Origin of the sequence: Mycolicibacterium sarraceniae (assembly GCF_010731875.1) — a bacterium.
GTDB lineage: Bacteria > Actinomycetota > Actinomycetes > Mycobacteriales > Mycobacteriaceae > Mycobacterium > Mycobacterium sarraceniae.
Map to the genome: position 1 here is coordinate 3,426,446 of NZ_AP022595.1, position 18,354 is coordinate 3,444,799.

Consider the following 18,354-nt stretch of genomic DNA (forward strand, 5'->3'; position numbering starts at 1 on the left):
ACAATAAGCACGTACGACACAACTGCATCCTCGGAAACACCAGGTCGTTGGGGAAGACGTCCCTCGTGAAACCGAAGGAGAAGGTTATGCGTGCGTCGAACCAGTTCGCCGATGCGACGACTGGCGTGGTGTACATCCATGCCTCCCCCGCAGCGGTGTGCCCACATGTTGAGTGGGCACTTTCGTCGACCCTGAATGCCAGGGCGAACCTGAAGTGGACCCCACAGCCTGCCATGCCTGGCCAGCTGCGGGCGGTGACCAATTGGACGGGTCCCGTCGGCACCGGTGCCCGGCTGACCAATGCGCTGCGCTCGTGGTCGGTCCTGCGGTTCGAGGTCACCGAGGATCCCAGCGCGGGCGTGGACGGCGAGCGGTTCTGCCATACCCCGCAGCTGGGTCTGTGGGCCGGGGCGATGAGCGCCAACGGCGACACCATGGTCGGCGAGATGCGGTTGCGCGACATGATGGCCGCAGGTGCCGACAGCCTGGCGGCTGAGCTGGACACGGTCCTGGGCACGGCCTGGGACGAGGCGCTGGAACCTTACCGTGATGGTGGCGACGGCGGCGAGGTCAGCTGGCTGAGCCGGGGAGTCGGCTAGGTCGATTTCGTGATGAGTTCGTCGGCGACCCGCTGGGCTACGCCGAGTGGATAGCGCTCCGGTAGGCCGAGCGCACAGTGGTCGAAACCGGCCTCGTTGGCCTGGCCGATCGCGTCGCGGGTGCCGGTGTGCGCCCAGTTGCTCGGCGCAGCTGCCGCCGCAGGAGAGAACGTGATGATGGCAGGGCCTCGCCCACAATAGATTTCATTCAAAATGGTGGTGGTTTGTTACGTTGGGCGACGCGGGCGTCGTTGAGTTTGCGTTCGGCCGTGATGCGGTAGGCGCGTTGGGCGGCGCGGGTTTTTCGTCGGGTGGGCATCATGATGCCGGTGGTGGGTGGGGGTTGGCCGACTGGTGGGGGCAGTGTGGCGGTGGTGACGTTCCAGCGTGGGAGGAGCAGGCGGCTTCCGGGTTGGGTGGTGTAGGTGTGGCCGGTGGGTGAGGTCCAGGTGATGGTGCCGTCGGGGTGTTGTTGATCGTCCCAGCCAGCCCAGAAGGTCTTGAGCAGGTGGTGTTTTCGGCATTTGCAGGCCAGGTTCGAGGGGTGGGTGGGGCCCCACGGCCAGGGGATTGTGTGGTCGACATCGCAGTACTCGGCGGGCAGGTCGCAGTTGGGGTAGCGGCAGGTCATATCGCGCATCCGAACGAACTCATCCAATGCCGTTGAGGGGCGATACTGCGGTTCCGGTACGTCACTGGGCCGGCGCAGCTCGCGCACCTTCGCGCCGGCTCTGATGAGTTCAGCCAACAGTGGCGCGGGTACGATCCCGCGATTACCGGTCACGACGCCACCGGCTCGCGGGCGGGGCGATTCGGGCTCGGGTTCGGGCTTCTCACCGTGGATCGCCGGATCGGGCTGGGTGTCCAGGATGTCGGCCTCGGCCACCACGTGCACGATGACACTGGCTGCACGTCCGTCGGGTTCGGCGGCGGGGCAGTCCGGGTTACCGCATAGGCAGGCCAGGTGATCCCACCCGGCGGCGATCGCCCCCATCGCATCGGAGCGCCGTTGCCCGATGGTGCGGGGATCGTCTTCACACACGGCGTGCGCCAGCTGGATCAACCGGGCTTCGATCACGACGCCGTCGGTCTGCTGGACTGATCCCCGAATCTCGACAACCCCGTCCTTGGCGTTGCGCAGGTCGACGACGATGTCACGATCGCGGACTCGGGACTGGACCTGGCGCAGCGCGCCCGGGTCGTAGCGGTCCACCCAGAAATCGATGGCGCGCTGCAGTTTCAGCTCCGATGTTGGTCCCCACGTCAGCGCATCATCGGCGATGGCGGTATCGACCAAGGCCAGCGTCTCGCGGTCTTCGATGAGGTCGGTGCGGTTCACGATGGCCGCACACACCCGATAACTGAGCGATCCCGCCGTGAACAATTCGGCCACCCGCGGCAGCCGGTGGCGCAGCGACACCGCCATCAGCATCTCTGTCGAGGCCCGACCATGGGTGACCCCCAGGATCGCCGATACTTCCGCGGCGGCGGCATCCCAGTCATCACATGCCCAGTGCGCGTGCTCGTCATCAGCGCAGCGGCGGGCTGCCCACTCCCCGATCGCGGCTATCCGCCGGGCGGCGTCCTGATTCTCGGCACGCGCTGCGCAGCCGATAGCGGCGACCACCGCCGCATCACTCGAAGACCGCAAACCAGCATCGAACACATATTCGAGTATGCCACCCGGGTACGACAGGAATCGTCGCGCGCCTAGCATCGACGAGATTCTGGTACCGACGGTCGCGACGGGGGCGGACTTTGGAAGACAGCCGTGCCACGCCGCCGCCAGGGTGGTATCCCCGATCCTGCCGGTGCGCCGGGGAGAGCGTACTGGGATGGGTACACCTTGGGCCCCCCAGCGCCGAAGCCGCCGGTCAATCGCAACACGCTGATAGTCGGCTCTATTGCTGGCCTGGTGCTGCTGCTTGTATTGCTGTCCAATTGCGGCGGTGAAGACAAGCGATCCAGTTCGTCGACACCTCGACTGTCACGAGGACTGTTACCGCGACGGCCGCGACGTCCACGACAACGGTGACCGTCTCGGCTGTCGCCCAACCCTCTCCGCTCGAATTGCCCTTGCTCACCGTGCCTTCCGAGGCTCCACCGCGTACGGAACAGCCGGCCCGCTCTGCCGATGTCTACTACTCGAACTGCGCCGCAGCGAGGGCGGCGGGTGCGGCGCCTTTGCACAGTGGGAAGCCGGGATACCGCTCTGGGCTGGATCGCGACAACCATGGTGTCGCTTGCGAATGAGTAGCCGCCTAGCCTGAAGTCTTGGTCCACCTCCACGTCGAGAAGACGATCTACGCACCGCCCGAGAAGGTGTTCGCCTGGCTGGCCGACCCGGTGAATCTGAAGGCCGCCCCGTTGATCGTCACCGCCCATTGGGCCGACGACTCACCCGCCCCCAGCGGCCTGGGCGCCATCAGGACGGGGTTCGCGATCGGCCTGTGGTTCCGTGAGGAGATCACCGCCTACGATCCGCCGCACAGCTACACCTATCTGATCGTCAAATCAGTTCCCGCCTTCGAACACGAGGGCGGCACACTGACGTTCACCCCGGATGGCGAGGGCACCCACGTCGATTGGGTCAGTACCTACACCCATCCGGCCAAGGGGGGTGGCAAGCCGGCACAGGCTCTCACCTCACGGCTGCTGCCGTGGGATTGCAAGGCCATCCTCGACGGCTGCGCCAAGGCGCTGGAACGCTAGGCCGGTTGCGGAACAATGATTTTCAGTGCGCCGGGAACCGCGGAGATCTCGGCGGGAAGCGGGCACGCATAGTCGCCGTCGGCGTAGGCATTGATGCCGGGGGAGTCGACCGTGATAGTCCGAGCCCGGGCGGTCCTGACCTGCGAGAGATTCACATGCGTGCCCTTGAACACCGTAGGGAACAGCCGGATCAGCTTCGCCCGCGATGACGCACCCACCATCGTGACGTCGAGCAGTCCGTCGCTGTGGTTGGCCCCTGGCGTGATCAACATGCCGCCGCCGTAGCTGCGGGTGTTGCCGAACGCCACCAGCGTGAGGTCGGTGACGATCTCCCGCTCGCCGTCGAGCACCAGTCGAAATGGCAAGGGCCGCAACTGCGATATCTCCGCGACCAGCGCGACGTTGTAGCGCATGCGCCCGTGCGGCCAGCTCATCCGATTGACGCGATCACTCACCAAGGAGTCGAATCCGGTAGCGGCCACCGTGCCGAACCAGGTGCTGGTCCCGTCGGCGCCCTTGATGAGACCGAGGTCGACCGTCTCGGTGTGCCCGGCGGCGATGATGTCCACGGCCGCGACCGGATCAGCCGTCGGTAGCCCGTATTCCCGGGCATGGTCGTTACCCGTGCCGGCCGGCACGATCCCCAGTGGAATATCGTTGCGCGCCAATGCCTGCAGCGCCAGACGGATCACCCCGTCACCGCCCACCACGACCAGCGCGTCGGTATCCCGGGTCAGTGCCTCGTCGACCAGTTCGCGCGCGTGGGCGGCGTCGCGGCCGACGATGCCGGTCACGTCGATCCCGAGCTCCTGGAAGCGGGCCACCGCTTTCTCGCCGGCATGCGGCGCATTGCCGTGACCCGATTTCGGGTTCGTCAGTACGGTGACATGGGAAATCATGGAATCAGCTTGCCGGGGTTCAGAATTCCGGCCGGATCGACAGCCTCTTTGACGGCCTGCAGAATCTTCACTCCGAGCTCACCGATCTCGGTGCCCATCCACGGCCGATGATCGGCCCCGACCGCGTGGTGATGGGTGATGGTGCCACCGGTTCGCGAAATAGCATCGGAGGCAGCAACTTTAGCGGCCAGCCACTGCGCGGCGACGTCACCGCGCTGCCCAGCCACGACGGTGAAGTACAGCGACGCCCCAGTGGGATACACATGCGAAATGTGGCACATCACCAACGCCGGCGTGCCGCTTTCGGCGAGCGAATTCGTCAGCGCCTCAATGACCGCGGCCTTCAGCGTGCCGAGGTTGGCCCACGTCGTCGCCGTCTCCAACGTCTCGCACAACGCGCCGGCCGCCAGCAGGGAATCGCGCAGATACGGTGCGTCGAAACGGCCGTGCTCCCATGCCCTCGCCGGTGCGTCACCCAATGAGGTGCCGCCCTGGGCTTGCAGCACCGCGCGGGTCTCGGCGTGCCGGCTCTCGGTGTGCGCGGCACTTCCCTCGAACAACGTCAGCGCCAGGCACCCGCCGGTGATGCTCTGTTCGCCGATGCTCCCGGTCGTCGCCAAGTTCACGCCGGTCTCGGCTTCGTCGGACAACCGCACCACGGTCGGCCCGGTGCCGATCTGGGTGACGGCGCGTAATGCGGCGGCGCCGGTGGCGAAGTCGGGGAACGACCACGCCTCGTAGCGCGTGGTTTCCGGGACCGGATGCACTCGCAGGCGAACCCGGGTGATGACGCCGAGGACCCCCTCGGATCCGGAGAACAGTTCGCGCAGGTCGGGGCCGGCCGCGGTCTCCGGCGCCCGGCCGAGGTCCAGGACGCCGACTGGGGTGACCACCGTCAGTCCGCGGATCATGTCGTTGAACCGGCCATAGCCAGCGGAATCCTGGCCCGATGAGCGGGTGGCCGCGTAGCCGCCGATGGTGGCGAACCGGAAGCTCTGAGGGAAATGTCCGAGCGAGAAGCCATGCTCACCCAGTAGTCGCTCGGCGTCTGGGCCGGTGACGCCCGCGCCAAGTTCGGCCTGCATCGATGTCTCGTCCAGCGAGTGCAGCGCGTCGAGCCGACGCAGGTCCAGTGCGATGACGGCGGCGAACTCACCGCGGATCGGGTCCAGGCCGCCGACCACGCTGGTGCCGCCACCGAAGGGCACCACCGCGATGCCGTGCTGCGAGCAGTAGCGCAGTACGGTCGCGATCTCGTCCTCGTTGCAGGGGAGCAATACCGCATCCGGTGCATCCTGGTGGATTTGCTTGCGGCGCAACAGATCCAAGGTGGACTTACCGCCGGCATACAGCAGCCGGCCGTGATCGTCGGTCCGGATGTAGTCGGCACCCACGAATTCCGAGAGTGCATCGCGGTGCACGTCGGCCAATGCCGACGGGCGCACCTGCACCTCGTCGATCGATGGGGCGGGGATCGCGCTGACGGTCACGCCGAGGGCCTGCTCGAGCAGTGCCCGAATCCCGTCGGAGAGAGGCTTGGCGGCTTCGGGATCACCCCAGGCGTTCCAGGCCATCGGGGGAACGAGGGTGCGGGCATCGTTGCTCATGCATTACAGTATTACAGATGCTGTCAATCAGTAACGACGAATCAGTGGGCATCGGCGACCGGATCATCGCCGCCGCGGCCAGCTGTGTCCGCGACTTCGGGGTCGAGCGGGTCACGCTCGCCGAGATCGCCCGCCGGGCCGGCGTGAGCCGTCCGACGGTGTATCGCCGCTGGCCAGACACCAACACGATCGTGGCGTCGTTGCTCACCGACCGGATCACCGGCACTTGGCGTGCGGTCCCGGCAGTCAGCGCCGGCCGCACCGGCCTGGTCGAGCGGATCGTCGAGGTGGCCCGCCGGCTGCGCGACGACACACTCATCACCTCGGTGCTGCGGTCCGCCCCCGACCTGGCGATGGTCTACATCGCCGGACGCCTCGGCACCAGCCAGCAGATCCTGATCGACCTACTCGTCGACGCACTGCGCGCCGCCCAGGCCGACGGCAGCGTCCGCGCCGGCGACGTCCGCCAGATGTCGGCGATGGTGCTGCTCATCGGACAGTCCACGATCCAGTCCGCCCAGATCGTCGAACCCATCCTCGACGCCGACGCCCTGGGCGTCGAGCTGTCCCGTGCCCTGAATGGATACCTCGCACCATGAGTGACCTCACCGCCCTCAGTGCCGCCCGGCGAGCCGCCGAGCTGACCGAACTCGGAGACAACGGCCGCGTCGACCTCGTCGTCATCGGCGGCGGCGTCACCGGCGCCGGTATCGCGCTCGATGCCGCCAGCCGTGGCCTATCGGTCCTGCTGGTCGAGAAGCACGACCTGGCCTTCGGCACCAGCCGGTGGAGCTCCAAGCTGGTTCACGGCGGCCTGCGCTATCTGGCGACCGGTAACGTCGGTATCGCGCGGCGCAGCGCGGTCGAACGCGGCATCCTGATGACCCGCAACGCCCCGCATCTGGTGAGCCCCATGCCGCAGCTGGTTCCGCTGCTGCCGTCGATGGGGCGCACTCAACGAGCCTTGATACGAACGGGTTTCGTGGCCGGCGATGCGCTGCGGATCTTGGCGGGCACCAAATCGTCGACACTGCCGCGGTCCAGGCGCGTGGGCGTGTCGCAGGCCACCGCGATGGTGCCTTGCGTGCGACGTGACGGTCTCGACGGCGGCCTGCTGGCCTATGACGGACAGTTGATCGACGACGCCAGGCTGGTCGTCGCGGTCACCCGTACCGCCGCCCAGTACGGTGCGCGGATCCTGACCCGGGTGTCGGCAGTGGCCGCGACCGGCACCTCGGTGCAGCTGCGCGACGAGCTGACCGGCGAGTCGCTTGAGGTGACCGCCCGCGCGGTGATCAATGCGACTGGCGTGTGGGCTGGTGCGGTCGATCCCGCGATCAAACTGCGCCCCAGCCGCGGCACACACCTGGTGTTCGATGCCGCGTCGTTCGGCAATCCGACTGCCGCGCTGACTATTCCGATCCCCGGCGAGATCAGCCGGTTTGTGTTCGCGATGCCCGAACAGCTCGGCCGCGTTTATCTGGGACTCACCGATGAGGATGCGCCCGGTCCGATTCCCGATGTGCCCGAACCGACTCCGGCTGAAATCAGGTTCCTGCTCGACATTGTCAACATCGCGCTGGGAACTGCGCTGACCGATGCCGACATCAAGGGTTCCTATGCCGGCTTGCGGCCGTTGATCGACACCGGCGAGGGCCGGACGTCGGATCTGTCACGCGAGCATGCCGTCATCGAATCGGATGCCGGGGTGTTCAGCATCGTCGGCGGCAAGCTCACCGAATACCGGCACATGGCCGAGGACGCCATCGACCGCACGTTGAGCGCGCGGTCGATCACCGCCCAGCCATGTCGTACCCGCAACCTGCCGCTGGTCGGTGCCCCCGCCAATCCCGTTGCCACCCTGCGCACTACGAGTCATCTGCCTAGCTCTTTGGTCGCCCGATATGGGGCCGAGGCGCCCAACGTCATCGCCTCCGCGCGCTGTGACCGGCCGACGGACCCGGTGGCCGACGGCATCGACGTCACCCGTGCGGAATTCGAGTTCGCCGTCACGCACGAAGGCGCGTTGAGTGCCGATGACATCGTGGACCGGCGCACGCGCATCGGGCTGGTCGCCGCCGACCGGGCCCGGGCGCTGGCCGTGGCCGAGGATCTGCTGGCCCGCGCCTGACTCAATACCGGACGGCCGCCGACATAATTGGCGCGCATCCGCGCTTGATTACAGCGGGATGTTCTTGTGCCGTCCGCGCCGGGCGGCCGCCTCGGCCAGTGCCTGGGTCAGCTTGCTGCGGGTGTGGGCCGGGTCGATCTTCTCGTCGACCACGCCGATCTCGACGGCACTGTCCACACCGCCGGCGATCCGCTCATGCTCGGCGGCCAATTCCTCGTGCAGGGCTTCGCGCTCGTGGTCCGGCGCGGCGGCCAGCTTCCTCTTGTGCAGGATGCCGACAGCGGCCTTGGCGCCCATCACGGCGACCTCGGCATCCGGCCAGGCGAACACCTTGGTGGCGCCCAGCGACCGCGAGTTCATCGCAATGTAGGCCCCGCCGTAGATCTTTCGCGTCACCAACGTCACTCGCGGAACTGATGCCTCACCGAAAGCGTGCAGTAGCTTGGCGCCGCGGCGCACGACCCCGCCCCACTCCTGGTCAACGCCGGGCAGGTAGCCCGGCACGTCGACGACAACCACCAGCGGGATGCCGAACGCGTCGCACAGGCGCACGAAACGCGCTGACTTCTCAGCGCTTTCGGAGTTCAGGCAGCCACCCAGACGCAGCGGGTTGTTGGCGATGACGCCGACGGTGCGACCGGACAACCGGCCAAGGCCGACGACGATGGACGGTGCCCACTTGCCCTGGAATTCTTCGAACGGGGTGTCGGCGTCCAACAGTGCCTCCACCAGCGGGTGCACGTCATAGGCGCGACGGGGCGACTCCGGCAGCAGCGCGTGCAGGTCGGAGTCGCCGGCCTCGGCCTTGCTCTTGTCGAAATGGCCCTGCTGGGAGAACAATCCGATCAACCGGCGGGCGCGCTCGTAGGCGTCGAGTTCATCGGTGGCGACGATGTGGCACACACCGGACTTCTTGTGGTGGGTGTCGGGGCCGCCGAGAGAGGCCATGTCGACGTCCTCGCCGGTCACGCTGCGCACGACGTCGGGGCCGGTGACGAAGACCCGCCCCTCCGACGCCATGATGACGACATCGGTCAGTGCGGGACCGTAGGCCGCACCGCCGGCGGCGAAGCCGACCACGACCGAGATCTGCGGGATATAGCCGGAAGCGCGGATCATGGCCTCGAAGACCTGTCCCACCGCGTGTAGCGCTTTCACACCTTCGGCCAGCCGCGCGCCACCGGAGTGCCAGATGCCCACGATCGGGGCCTGCTCCTCGATGGCGGTGCCGTAGGAGTTGACGATGTGCTGGCAGCCTTCGACTCCCATGGCACCGCCCATGACGGTGCCGTCGGTGCAAAAGGCGATCGTGCGCACGCCGTTGACGGTGCCGGCCGCGGACAGCACACCGGACCGGTCGCGCTCGTGCAGCAGTTCGACGGAGCCGTCGTCGAAGAACGTGGACAGCCGCAACAGCGGGTCACGCGGGTCGAGCGATTCGCCGACAGTCTCCGGGGCGGTGGTCGTCATCTGAATCTCCTCTGTGCGCACTGGATTTCAGTTGGCACTGGCAACAGGATCGTGTTGTCAGTACTTCCCGAAGGCGATCGCCACGTTGTGACCACCGAATCCGAATGAGTTGTTGATCGCGTACTGGTAGTTGCCTGGCCGGGGTTCGCCGGCCACCACGTCCAGATCGATCTCCGGATCGAGGTTGCGCAGGTTGAGCGTGGCCGGCACGACACCGTCCCGCAGTGCGAGCACGGTGAGGATCGACTCCACCGCGCCGACGGCACCCACCGAGTGACCCAACGCCGATTTGGGCGCGTAGATCGCGGGCCGGTGAGTGCCGACCGCATTGTTGATCGCCTTGGCCTCCGCGACATCGCCCACCTGGGTGCCCGTCGCGTGGGCGTTGATGTGATCGATGTCGGTGGGCTGCAAACCCGCGAGCTGGATTGCCCGCGTCATCGCGTGACCCGCCTGTTCGCCGTTGGGGTCAGGTGCAACGATGTGGTACCCGTCCGAGGTGATGCCCGCCCCCATGATGCGGGCCGAGATGTTGGCCCCGCGCGCCTTGGCGTGCTCCTCGGTCTCGATGATCATCATCGCGCCGCCCTCACCGAAGACGAACCCGTTGCGATCTTTGTCAAACGGTCGGCAGGCGCCGGCCGGGTCGTCGTTGGTGGTGGACAAGACAACTCGCATCTGTGCGAATCCCGCGATCGGCACGGCCTCAATTTTGGTTTCGACGCCACCGCATATCGCGATGTCGGCTTCGCCGAGAACGATCTGTCGCCAGGCCTGCGCGATGGCCTCCGACCCTGAGGCGCAAGCCGAGACCGGGGTGATGACCCCGGCCCTCGCCTTGAGCTCGAGCCCGACGGCCGCCGCGGCGGCATTGGGCATGTACATCTGGACCGCCAGCGGGGATACCGCTCGTAATCCTTTGGCGCGCATCGCCTCGTAGGCGAACAGTAGTTCCTCGGATGAGCCGATCCCGGTGCCAAGAGCCACCATCAGCCGTTTGGAATCGACTTCCGGTGAGCCGGCGTTCTGCCAGGCCCGCCGGCTGATCACGGTGGACATCCTCTGCAGGTATGACAACCTGCGAAGTTCGACCCGTGTCAGCTTACTGTCGAAGTCCTCGAGCAGGTGGCCTCCGATGCGGACCGGCAGGTTGTACATCTCGACGAACTCGTCCTCGAGAAGCCGAATGCCGCTTTGACCGTCCAGCAACCGTTTCCACGTGCCTTCGGCATCGGATGCCAGGGCGGTCGTCATAGCAAAGCCGGTGACGACCACGTTGGGGAAGCCGTTCCCCGTTGACAATTGTGTCAACCCTGCCACTGCTTCCTGCTAGTCCTTTCCCCCCGGATCGGTGTCAGTAGCGCCCGAACGCCAGCGCTACGTTGTGTCCTCCAAACCCAAACGAGTTGTTGATCGCGTACTGGTAGTCGCCGTAACGGGGTTCGCCTGCGACGACGTCCAGATCGATCTCCGGATCAGGTGTCTCGTAGTTGAGGGTGGGCGGGATGACGCCGTCACGCAGGGTCAGCACCGTGAGGATCGACTCGAGCGCACCGACTGCTCCGATCGAGTGGCCGAGCGCACCCTTGGGGGCGTACACCGCTGCCTCTCCGACACCGGCGACCCGAAGCGCGTTCGCCTCGGCGGTGTCACCGATCGGGGTGGCAGTAGCGTGCGCGTTGACGTGGCTGATGTCCTTGGCGGACAACCCTGCCGTCTCCATCGCCCGCTTCATCGCCGCTCCAGCCCGCAGGCCGTCCGGCGCAGGTGCCACCATGTGGAAACCGTCCGACGAGATGCCCGCTCCGAGCAACCGTGCCAGCGGCTTGGCGCCACGGGCCTTGGCGTGCTCTTCGAGCTCGATGACCATCATGGCGCCGGCTTCACCGAACACGAAGCCGTCCCGGTTCTTGTCGAACGGCCGGGAGGCGCCTTCGGGATTGTCGTTGTTGGTCGACATGGCCCGCATCATCGAGAACGCCGCGATCGGCAGCGCCTCGATGACACCTTCGACGCCGCCGCAGACGGCGAAATCGGCGTCACCCATGACGATCTGCCGCCAAGCGTGCGCGATGGCCTCCGACCCCGACGAGCACGCCGACACCGGGGTGATGACCCCGGCGCGGGCGCCCAGTTCGAGGCCGACGACCGCCGCGGCACCGTTGGGCATCACCATCTGAACGGCGAGCGGGGACACCTTGCGGGGCCCGCCCTCGTTCATGGCGTCGTACATTTCGACGATCTTCTCGCCACCGCCGATACCGGTGCCGATGACGACCGAGAACCTGTCCGGATCCACCTCAGGTGTGCCGGCAGCTTCCCAGATTCGCTTGCTGAGGTACTTGCCCATTCGCTGGACATACGACATGCGTCGCAGGTCCAACCTGGTCATCTCGTCGTCGATGGGTTCCTTGAGGTGTCCACCGATTTTCGCGGCCAGGTCCCACTTGTGGACGAATTCGTCATCGAGTGCGCGGATACCGCTTTCGCCCGCGAGCAGGCCCTTCCACGTGCTCTCGATGTCCGACGCGAGGGAAGTCGTCGCCGTGACGGCCGTGACTACGACGCTGGGGAAATCGCCGTTAGCAGTGGAAGGCCTGCTCATTCGGCTGCGAACTTGTCTCGCAGGGCGGCAGCAGCCTCCGGGTTCTCTTCTTCCAGCTTCTGGATGTAGGAGACGACGTCACCGACGGTGCGCAGACCGGCGAGATCCTCGTCGGGGATCTTCACGCCGTACTTGTCTTCGGTCTGCACGGCGATCTCCACCATCGACAGCGAGTCGATGTCCAGATCGTCGACGAACGACTTCTCCGGGGTGACCTCGGAGGGCTCGATACCGGTGACTTCTTCGATGATCTCGGCGAGACCGGCGATGATTTCATCCTGAGAGGCGGGCACAGTGGCTCCTTCGTGATTTGTTGTGTTACATGGTCTTACGTATTTATGTGGTTGTCCCAGAAGGGCTCTTTAGAGTTCGGAGAGCCCGTCCAGATCTGCGGGTGTCTTAATCGCACGGTTGGCGACCCCCCGAAGTTCTCGTTTGGCGATGCCGGCCAGAGTTCCCGCTGGCGGGAATTCGACGATCGCCGAGCCCTCTGTGTTCTCAAAGAGCTGCCGCATGGTCTCGGTGCACAGATCCCAGCGCACCGGACGGGTCAATTGCGCGACGAGCTTCTTCATCGCGTCTTGTGCCGAAGCTACCGGCTGGCCATCGGCGTTGCTCAGCAGCGTGGTGGTGGGCTCGGCAGTGGTAACACCGGCGGCCGCGGCGGCATAGCCGTCGAGCGCCGAGGCCATGTAGTGCGTGTGGAAGGCACCTGCGGTGGCCAGCTGGCGGACCCGGGCCTTGGCCGGCGGGTCCTCGGCCAGCTTCTCCAGGGCCGCGACCGCTCCAGCGGCCACGATCTGGCCGGCGGCGTTGCGGTTGGCGGGCACCAAGTCGAGGGCCTCGAGGCGGGCCAGCACCTCGGCCTCGTCGCCGCCCAGAATGGCCGACATGCCCGTCGGCTCGATGGCGCAGGCCTTGGCCATTTCGGCGCCGCGAACGGCGGCCAGCTTCACCGCGTCATCAGCGGAGATGACGCCGGCGATCGCGTATGCCGCGATCTCGCCGACCGAGTGGCCTGCGATGACGGTCTTCTTATCGGCTAGCAGGCCGCGCTTGACCAGTTCGGCGTTCGCGAGCAGCGTGGCCGCGACGACGAGGGGCTGGGTGACCGCGGTATCGGTGATCTCGTCGGCGGTCGCGGTGGTGCCCAAACGGGCCAGGTCCAGGCCGGCAATCTCAGACCAGGTCTTGATCTGATCGGCGGCACCGGGCAGCTCGAGCCATTCGGCGAGCATGCCGGGCGTCTGGGATCCCTGGCCAGGAGCCAGCACTGCGATCACGGGTTGAGGAGCCACTCTTTAAGAGAACATTGTGAAAGGGGATTTATGCGGTGTAAGAGATTATGAACCTTGTCTTATGTTTTTGTTGATTCTCCACAAAAGTGCATGTGATGCGACTCCGTCGATACCGCACCGCGATCTACCTGCGGACTTGATTGACACCCGTGGTATCGACCAACGGCGGTGTGAGCTGTGCAACAGAACTGTTTGCCGTGGTGTGGATAGGCGCCCGGTGACCGAGGCGACCAACGGTAGAGGCCACCCGCAGGACGTAGGCATCGCGTGGCAGCGTGGGGTCACGGCCGGTGAAGTCGGTGATCCGTCGCAGGCGGTAGCGGACCGTATTTGGATGAACGAACAATTTTCTGGCGCAAGCTTCGATGGCACCGCCGCTGTCGAGGTACGCGTCCAAGGTCTCGGTGAGCGCCGGTCCGGCGTCGGCCAGCGGTCGCATGATCTCGGTGTGCAAGGCGGTGACCGCCGATGCATCACCCAGAAGTGCCCGCTCTGGCAACAGTTCTCGGGCCAGGACCGGCCGGGGCGCGCCGGTCCAGCCGGCGACGGCGTTCATCCCAGAGATGGCTTCACTGGCGCTGTGGTGGGCCGCGCTGAGCATCGGTGCGGTCGGTCCGATCACCACCGGGCTGTCGGCGAAAGCGTTGATCACATCGTTGAAAAACCGGTCGGTGGGTCCGAGCGGGCCGGAGATGATGCCGATGAGCCAGGTGCCGTGTACGTCGGCCAGCGCCCCCCGGCCGTGCCGCGCGGCGATCGCGCGCACATCTTCGCTGGCCAGTCCTTCCCGTCCGGCCGGCGGGCTGCCGACCACGACCGTCGCGGGGGCTGTGGTGTCCCAGTTCAGTGCGGCCGCCCGGGACAGGAGTTCCTGCCCGGTGTCGCCGCGCACGACGGCGTCGACGACGCTGGCTTCCATCCGGCTGTCCCAGGCGCCGCGCGCCTCGGCGGCGTCGGCATAGGAGGACGCGGCGGCGAAGGCCAGATCGCGGCTGTAGCGCAGGATGCCGACCGATAGGGCGACGCGCTGTTCCTCGTTGCGGCCCAGTGAGGGCAGAGCGGCCTCGAAATACTCCATACTCACGCGAACCATGTCGACGGTCTGGGCCAGGGCGATGCGGCGGGTCAGCTCCTGGGGCACCAGCGCGAACGCCTCGGCGGTATAGCCGACGTTGCTCAGTGGGTTGCGCACCCATTCCGCGAAGTTGACCACCGCGGTTTGCAGCACGAGTTGCACGCTCGATCGCTGGGAGGCCTCCAGCTCGCTGAAAAACGGCAGATGCTCGGTCATTGCCGCCACCGCCTCGCCGGCCAGCCGGCCGGAGTGCTGCTTGAGCCGGCGCAGCGTCGACTCCGGCACAGTCTCGAGCAACTCCAGGGGAGAGCGCGGCGGTTCGAGTGGTGTGTTGTCGAGCACCCCTAAAAGCTACGCCGAATTTCTAGATGTTCCCACCAAAAACGCCGGTGTGGACATCACACCTAGGCGCTGCCCGTGTCGACGAAGGAGACCTCCGCGGCCAGGACATCGTCGATCCGGTACTCCTTGGCGGCCGCGATCGCCACCGACGGGTCGATCTCCCCGTCACGGGCCAGCGCCTCCAGCACGGCCACCACCACCGACTCGGCGTCGGTATTGAAGTAGCGGCGCGCCGCGGGCCGGGTGTCGGAGAAGCCGAACCCGTCGGTGCCCAGCGTGACGTAGGTGTTGGGCACCCACGCCCGGATCTGCTCGGGCACCGCGCGCATCCAGTCCGACACCGCGACAGCGGGGCCGGCGGTATCGGCCAGCGCCTGCGTCACGTACGGCATTCGGGCCGGGCGGTCGGGGTGGCGCAGCAGTTCCTTCTCCACGGACACGCCGTCACGGTTGAGCTCACCCCAGCTGGTCACCGACCAGACGTCGGCGGCGACGTCCCAGCGCTCGGCCAGCAGGTCCGCGGCGCGCAGTGCCTCGGGCATCGACACCCCGGAGGCCAGAATCTGCGCCACGTTGGAGCGCTTCTCGCTGGCAGCCCGGTACCGGTAGATGCCCCGCAACAGTCCCTCGGGATCGAAATCCGCCGGCTCGGCCGGCTGGGCGTAGGGCTCGTTGTAGATGGTGATGTAGAAGAAAATGTTCTCCGGGTTCTCGCCGTACATCCGGGCCAGGCCGCTCTCCACGATGTAGGCGATCTCGTAGGCGAACGCCGGGTCGTAGGCCACCACCGCCGGATTGGTCGACGCCAGCAGCAGCGAGTGGCCGTCGGCGTGCTGCAGGCCCTCGCCGGTCAGCGTGGTGCGTCCGGCTGTCGCGCCAAGGACGAAGCCGCGGGCCATCTGGTCTCCGGCCGCCCACAGCCCGTCTCCGGTGCGCTGAAAGCCGAACATCGAATAGAAGATGTAGATCGGGATCATCGGCTCGTTGTGCGTCGAGTACGAGGTGCCGACCGCGGTGAACGACGCCGTCGACCCGGCCTCGTTGATGCCCTCGTGCAGGATCTGGCCGATCTCACTTTCCTTGTAGGCCAGCATCAATTCGGCGTCGACAGCGGTGTAGAGCTGGCCGTTACGGTTGTAGATCTTCAGGCTCGGGAACCAGGAGTCCATGCCGAAGGTGCGCGCCTCGTCGGGGATGATCGGGACGATCCGGTGCCCGATCTCCTTGTCCCGCAACAATTCCTTGAATGTGCGGACCGTGGCCATGGTGGTCGCGACCTGCTGCTGGCCGGACCCCTTCTTGAGCGCCTTGTACACATCCCGCGGGGGCAGGGTCAGCACTTTGGCCTTGGTGCGCCGTTCGGGCAGGAAGCCGCCAAGCGCGCGGCGCCGGTCGATCAGGTAGCGGATCTCCGGTGCCTCCGGGCCCGGGTGGTAGTACGGCGGCAGGTACGGGTCCTGCTCGAGCTGGGCGTCGCTGACCGGGATCCGGATGGCGTCGCGGAAGTCCCGGAGGTCTTGCAGTGCAAGCTTTTTCATCTGGTGCGTGGCGTTGCGGCCCTGGAAGTGGGCGCCCAGTGAGTAACCCTTGATCGTCTTGGCGAGGATCACCGTCGGCTGGCCCTTGTGCTCCATGGCCGCGCGGTAGGCGGCATAGACCTTGCGGTAGTCGTGGCCGCCACGCTTGAGGTTCCAGATCTCGCTGTCGGTCATCGGCTCGACCAGGGCCTTGGTGCGGGGGTCACGGCCGAAGAAGTGGTCGCGGACGTAGGCGCCGTCGTTGGCCTTGTAGGTCTGGTAGTCGCCGTCGGGCGTGGTGTTCATCAGGTTCACCAGCGCGCCGTCCTTGTCGGCATGCAGCAGGGTGTCCCACTCGCGACCCCACACCACCTTGATGACGTTCCAGCCGGCGCCCCGGAAGAAGGACTCCAGTTCCTGGATGATCTTGCCGTTGCCGCGTACCGGTCCATCCAAGCGCTGCAGGTTGCAGTTGACCACGAAGGTCAGGTTGTCCAGACCTTCGTTGGCGGCCACCTGGATCAGGCCTCGGCTTTCCGGCTCATCCATCTCCCCGTCGCCGAGGAACGCCCACACATGCTGGTCGGCGGTGTCCTTGATGCCGCGGTCGTGCAGGTAGTGGTTGAACCGTGCCTGGTAGATCGCGTTCATCGGGCCCAGGCCCATCGACACCGTCGGGAACTCCCAGAAATCGGGCATCAGCCGCGGGTGCGGGTAGGACGGCAGGCCGCCGCCGGGGTGGCTGTGCTCCTGGCGGAAGCCATCGAGCTGATCGGCGGTGAGCCGGCCTTCGAGGAAGGCGCGGGCGTAGATGCCGGGGGAGGCGTGGCCCTGGATAAAGACCTGGTCGCCGCCGCCGGGGTGGGCCTTGCCGCGGAAGAAGTGGTTGAAGCCGACCTCGTAGAGCGCGGCCGAGGACGCATAGGTGGAGATATGTCCGCCCACGCCGACGCCGGGGCGTTGCGCGCGGTGCACCATGATCGCGGCGTTCCACCTGATCCAGGCGCGGTATCGGCGTTCGACATCCTCGTCCCCGGGGAACCAGGGCTCCAGTTCGGTGGGAATGGTGTTGACGTAATCCGTCGATGTCAGCGCGGGGATTGCGACGCGCTGTTCACCGGCGCGCTCCAGCAGGCGCAGCATCAGGTAGCGCGCCCGAGCCGGGCCCGAACGGGCCAGAAGTGCGTCGAACGACTCCAGCCACTCCGCGGTTTCCTCGCCGTCGATATCGGGCAGATACGACGCCACACCCTCGCGGATCACCCGTACTCGATCGGAATCGCTTTGACTGCTTGAGTTTTGGGCCAGATCGTGGCGCGCGAACTCGGTGGTCACCTTCAGCTCCTTAGTAGCTGGCGCAGGTTTTGCACCCTCTACCCCCTATCGTGCCGCACTGGAAGGGGTACCGACGAGTAGGGAAGCCTCGGGGTCGGTGAATTTCTGGCACTGCGCCAGCCAAGGCCGTCACCCGGTAGCCTGCGGGCTGTGCTGATCGGGAGTGCCCGCGGGCTGCGGATCGGCGGTCTGCTGGTCGGCGGCGCCGCCGCGGTGATGGCCGTCGTGGTGGGGTGCACCTCGGTCACCGGCGGCCATGCCGGGGTCAACGCGCGCGACGCGCCGGCCTACCGGACCTCGATGTCGGTGTCGGTTTCGCAGTCGGCGGCGTCCTCCAGCGCCCGCGAATCCGAGCGCCAGGCGTCCCTGACAACCCAGGCCATGCATGACACCTGCGAGACCCTGTCCACCTCCAGTGCCGACGCGATCGACTCGGTCAATGCCTTTGTCAGCGCCTTCAATGCGAACACCCCCGATATCTCGGCCACCGAGGGACCAGCGGTGGATTCGCTGAACAAGAGCGCCGACGCCGTCGCCGCCAGCGTCACCGACGCGATCCCGGCCCAGCTGAAGGCGGCGTTCAAGGACTGGGTCGACGGTGCGCACGCGACCGCCAAGGCGATCCAGGCTCATGTCGGGCCGGGAGAGTTCAATAAGACGATCCAAGATCTCAACGACACCAGGTCGAATGCGCTGAGCCTGTGCGACGCGACGTATTGATTTTCCCACCGCACGGCGAGTAATTATCGCTGTCGTGCGACGAT

Annotated in this window: 17 protein-coding genes; 6 read left to right on the forward strand and 11 right to left on the reverse strand. The window is 66.5% G+C overall.

Translation table 11 applies throughout. From position 1 onward, the window contains the following. Window positions 1-86 precede the first annotated feature (86 nt). The gene (locus G6N13_RS17155; RefSeq protein ID WP_163698891.1) at window positions 87-599 is read left to right on the forward strand and encodes a DUF3145 domain-containing protein; all 513 of its coding nucleotides are present in this window, start codon (window positions 87-89) and stop codon (window positions 597-599) included. Here the strand turns inward: G6N13_RS17155 and G6N13_RS24360 are convergent. Beyond that, window positions 596-811, reverse strand: coding sequence for a hypothetical protein (locus tag G6N13_RS24360; RefSeq protein ID WP_179965002.1), 216 nt, complete (start codon window positions 809-811; stop codon window positions 596-598). The two genes, G6N13_RS17155 and G6N13_RS24360, sit on opposite strands and share 4 nt — an antisense overlap. Continuing rightward, window positions 808-2,226 carry an HNH endonuclease signature motif containing protein gene (locus G6N13_RS17165; RefSeq protein ID WP_235677801.1) on the reverse strand — a complete coding sequence of 473 codons (1,419 nt, stop codon included), beginning with the start codon at window positions 2,224-2,226 and terminating at the stop codon, window positions 808-810. The genes G6N13_RS24360 and G6N13_RS17165 overlap by 4 nt, the downstream gene beginning before the upstream one ends. Before the next feature lie 458 nt (window positions 2,227-2,684). Here G6N13_RS17165 and G6N13_RS25295 point away from each other — a divergent pair, with 458 nt between their 5' ends. Both G6N13_RS25295 and G6N13_RS17175 read left to right on the forward strand, forming a co-directional pair. Then, window positions 2,685-2,852 carry an excalibur calcium-binding domain-containing protein gene (locus G6N13_RS25295; protein ID WP_235678091.1) on the forward strand — a complete coding sequence of 56 codons (168 nt, stop codon included), beginning with the start codon at window positions 2,685-2,687 and terminating at the stop codon, window positions 2,850-2,852. Window positions 2,853-2,873: 21 nt separating this feature from the next. Beyond that, window positions 2,874-3,311 carry an SRPBCC family protein gene (locus tag G6N13_RS17175; protein ID WP_163698895.1) on the forward strand — a complete coding sequence of 146 codons (438 nt, stop codon included), beginning with the start codon at window positions 2,874-2,876 and terminating at the stop codon, window positions 3,309-3,311. Here the strand turns inward: G6N13_RS17175 and G6N13_RS17180 are convergent. Together G6N13_RS17180 and G6N13_RS17185 are read right to left on the reverse strand one after the other, a co-directional pair. Next, window positions 3,308-4,210, reverse strand: a complete 903-nt coding sequence (locus G6N13_RS17180; RefSeq protein ID WP_163698897.1) for a diacylglycerol kinase — start codon at window positions 4,208-4,210, stop codon at window positions 3,308-3,310. The two genes, G6N13_RS17175 and G6N13_RS17180, sit on opposite strands and share 4 nt — an antisense overlap. Next, window positions 4,207-5,784: an FAD-binding oxidoreductase gene (locus G6N13_RS17185; RefSeq protein WP_163702232.1), complete on the reverse strand. Its 1,578-nt coding sequence runs from the start codon at window positions 5,782-5,784 to the stop codon at window positions 4,207-4,209. Before G6N13_RS17185 ends, G6N13_RS17180 begins: the two co-directional genes overlap by 4 nt. Window positions 5,785-5,834: 50 nt before the next feature. On the opposite strand from G6N13_RS17185, the gene G6N13_RS17190 reads away from it, so the two are divergent. Next, on the forward strand, window positions 5,835-6,416 hold the full coding sequence (locus tag G6N13_RS17190; protein WP_179965003.1) for a TetR/AcrR family transcriptional regulator: 582 nt from the start codon (window positions 5,835-5,837) through the stop codon (window positions 6,414-6,416). Then, window positions 6,413-7,948: a glycerol-3-phosphate dehydrogenase/oxidase gene (locus G6N13_RS17195; protein ID WP_163698899.1), complete on the forward strand. Its 1,536-nt coding sequence runs from the start codon at window positions 6,413-6,415 to the stop codon at window positions 7,946-7,948. Before G6N13_RS17190 ends, G6N13_RS17195 begins: the two co-directional genes overlap by 4 nt. 48 nt (window positions 7,949-7,996) lie before the next feature. Here G6N13_RS17195 and G6N13_RS17200 read toward each other — a convergent pair whose 3' ends face one another. The 7 genes from G6N13_RS17200 to aceE form a co-directional block, all read right to left on the reverse strand. Continuing rightward, window positions 7,997-9,418 carry an acyl-CoA carboxylase subunit beta gene (locus G6N13_RS17200; protein ID WP_163698901.1) on the reverse strand — a complete coding sequence of 474 codons (1,422 nt, stop codon included), beginning with the start codon at window positions 9,416-9,418 and terminating at the stop codon, window positions 7,997-7,999. A 57-nt stretch (window positions 9,419-9,475) separates the two neighbouring features. Further along, a complete protein-coding gene (gene kasB / locus G6N13_RS17205; RefSeq protein ID WP_163698903.1) occupies window positions 9,476-10,738 on the reverse strand; it encodes a 3-oxoacyl-ACP synthase KasB in 1,263 nt (420 codons plus the stop codon). Between the two features lie 34 nt (window positions 10,739-10,772). Beyond that, complete coding sequence (gene kasA, locus G6N13_RS17210; protein ID WP_163698905.1) at window positions 10,773-12,023, reverse strand: 3-oxoacyl-ACP synthase KasA; 1,251 nt, start codon at window positions 12,021-12,023, stop codon at window positions 10,773-10,775. Then, window positions 12,020-12,316, reverse strand: a complete 297-nt coding sequence (gene acpM / locus G6N13_RS17215; RefSeq protein WP_163698907.1) for a meromycolate extension acyl carrier protein AcpM — start codon at window positions 12,314-12,316, stop codon at window positions 12,020-12,022. Before acpM ends, kasA begins: the two co-directional genes overlap by 4 nt. A gap of 69 nt (window positions 12,317-12,385) precedes the next feature. Next, the gene (locus G6N13_RS17220) at window positions 12,386-13,306 is read right to left on the reverse strand and encodes an ACP S-malonyltransferase (RefSeq protein ID WP_163702235.1); all 921 of its coding nucleotides are present in this window, start codon (window positions 13,304-13,306) and stop codon (window positions 12,386-12,388) included. Window positions 13,307-13,445: 139 nt separating this feature from the next. Further along, on the reverse strand, window positions 13,446-14,738 hold the full coding sequence (locus tag G6N13_RS17225; RefSeq protein WP_163698910.1) for a PucR family transcriptional regulator: 1,293 nt from the start codon (window positions 14,736-14,738) through the stop codon (window positions 13,446-13,448). Window positions 14,739-14,800: 62 nt separating this feature from the next. Further along, on the reverse strand, window positions 14,801-17,590 hold the full coding sequence (gene aceE, locus G6N13_RS17230; protein ID WP_163698911.1) for a pyruvate dehydrogenase (acetyl-transferring), homodimeric type: 2,790 nt from the start codon (window positions 17,588-17,590) through the stop codon (window positions 14,801-14,803). Between the two features lie 150 nt (window positions 17,591-17,740). Between aceE and G6N13_RS17235 the strand changes: the two genes are divergently transcribed. Continuing rightward, window positions 17,741-18,310, forward strand: coding sequence for an Rv2240c family protein (locus G6N13_RS17235; protein WP_235677802.1), 570 nt, complete (start codon window positions 17,741-17,743; stop codon window positions 18,308-18,310). Window positions 18,311-18,354: the final 44 nt, after the last annotated feature.

What these genes read in the sequence shown, in the direction of transcription:
- G6N13_RS17155 (WP_163698891.1), top strand. Translation starts at nt 87, where the DNA reads ATGCGTGCGTCGAACCAGTTCGCCGATGCGACGACTGGCGTGGTGTAC.
- G6N13_RS17180 (WP_163698897.1), bottom strand. Translation starts at nt 4,210, where the DNA reads ATGATTTCCCATGTCACCGTACTGACGAACCCGAAATCGGGTCACGGC.
- G6N13_RS17185 (WP_163702232.1), bottom strand. Translation starts at nt 5,784, where the DNA reads ATGGCCTGGAACGCCTGGGGTGATCCCGAAGCCGCCAAGCCTCTCTCC.
- G6N13_RS17190 (WP_179965003.1), top strand. Translation starts at nt 5,835, where the DNA reads ATGCTGTCAATCAGTAACGACGAATCAGTGGGCATCGGCGACCGGATC.
- G6N13_RS17195 (WP_163698899.1), top strand. Translation starts at nt 6,413, where the DNA reads ATGAGTGACCTCACCGCCCTCAGTGCCGCCCGGCGAGCCGCCGAGCTG.
- G6N13_RS17200 (WP_163698901.1), bottom strand. Translation starts at nt 9,418, where the DNA reads ATGACGACCACCGCCCCGGAGACTGTCGGCGAATCGCTCGACCCGCGT.
- kasA (WP_163698905.1), bottom strand. Translation starts at nt 12,023, where the DNA reads ATGAGCAGGCCTTCCACTGCTAACGGCGATTTCCCCAGCGTCGTAGTC.